The organism is Streptomyces sp. NPDC051172 (genome assembly GCF_040682555.1).
GTDB lineage: Bacteria > Actinomycetota > Actinomycetes > Streptomycetales > Streptomycetaceae > Streptomyces.
Window position 1 is genome coordinate 1 of the sequence record NZ_JBFBBE010000419.1, and the last position, 1,150, is coordinate 1,150.

The following is a 1,150-nucleotide window of genomic DNA, read 5'->3' on the forward strand; positions in this document are numbered from 1 at the left end:
CGCAGAACATGCGACGACGGCGTCCGGCCAAGTTTCGGCCGGTCGCCGTCGGGCTTTCCGTAGCCGGGCCGGGCGGCCCGGCGGGGCTCAGCCGGTGGCCAGGGGCGGCAGGTCGTCCGGGAGCAGGGTCATCAGGTCGTCCGTGGTCGGCTCCACCAGTTCGACGACCCGCTGGGCATGCCGTTCCGTCATGCGCTGGAAGATCTGCCGCGCGGTGCGGCCGTTGCCGAAGCGGTCGTCGCGCACCAGGGCGCCGAAGTAACGCAGCAGGGCCTCGGGTGTCCCCCGGCAGCTCGTACTCGTGCCTCGCGGCATGGAACTCCACGATGCGCCCCAGCTCCTCGCTGCCGTAGTCGTCGAACATCAGGGTGCGGGTGAAGCGGGAAGCCAGGCCCGGGACCGCTTACCGCCGAGGTCGAGGTCGAGGTCGTTTCCCCCCGGTTTCGAGGAACTCGCTGTGGACATCGGGCCCGATTCACGCCGCTGGGTACGGCGACATCGCCACCAGCCTGCCGCAGTCACGCCGACCCCGACCAAGCACTCGCCCTCTACAGAGGACTGCTCAATTGGCCACTATTGGGCCAGGTATCCGCCGTCCACGGGCAGGATCGCTCCGGTGATGAAGGAGGCGTCGTCGGAGGCGAGGAAGGCGATGGCGCGAGCGACCTCGTCGGGAAGCCCGAGTCTGCCGATGGGGTGGGCCCGTGTGATCTCTTCGATGTAACGCTGCCCTTCGCGCGTCTTGCCGATGTGTTCCAGGCCGGCGGTGCGAATGCTGCCGGGCGCGACAGCGTTGATACGGATGCCGCGCGCGGCCCATTCGACGGCGAGGTGTTTGACCAGGCCGGAAACGACGAATTTGCTGGGACCGTAAGCGGCTTGCCCACTCTGTCCGGCAATTCCGGAGATGGAGGACACACAGACGATGGACCCGACCCCGCTGCCGTGCATGGCGGTGATGGCATTCTTGCAGGTGAGGAATATGCCCCGGCCATTGATGGCCATGACCTGATCCCAGTCGTCCGCAGTCGTGGCCAGCACGTCGGCCAGCGGGACAACGTCGCTTCCTTGCCGGGTGATCCTTTAGGATCCGGGGCTTGTGGCTCGTGATCATGTGGTGGGGGATGGCTTCCCGGAGCGGATACGGATC

The 1,150-nt window shown here is 67.2% G+C and carries 1 protein-coding gene and 1 pseudogene; both read right to left on the reverse strand.

Features of this window, described 5'->3' with window-relative positions:
* Positions 1-87 precede the first annotated feature (87 nt).
* Positions 88-397, reverse strand: a pseudogene (locus AB0N07_RS51600) (sporulation protein); the annotation flags it as partial.
* A gap of 176 nt (positions 398-573) precedes the next feature.
* Positions 574-1,041 (reverse strand): SDR family oxidoreductase, encoded by a 468-nt coding sequence (locus AB0N07_RS51605; RefSeq protein ID WP_365847995.1) that lies wholly within the window; start codon positions 1,039-1,041, stop codon positions 574-576.
* Positions 1,042-1,150: the final 109 nt, after the last annotated feature.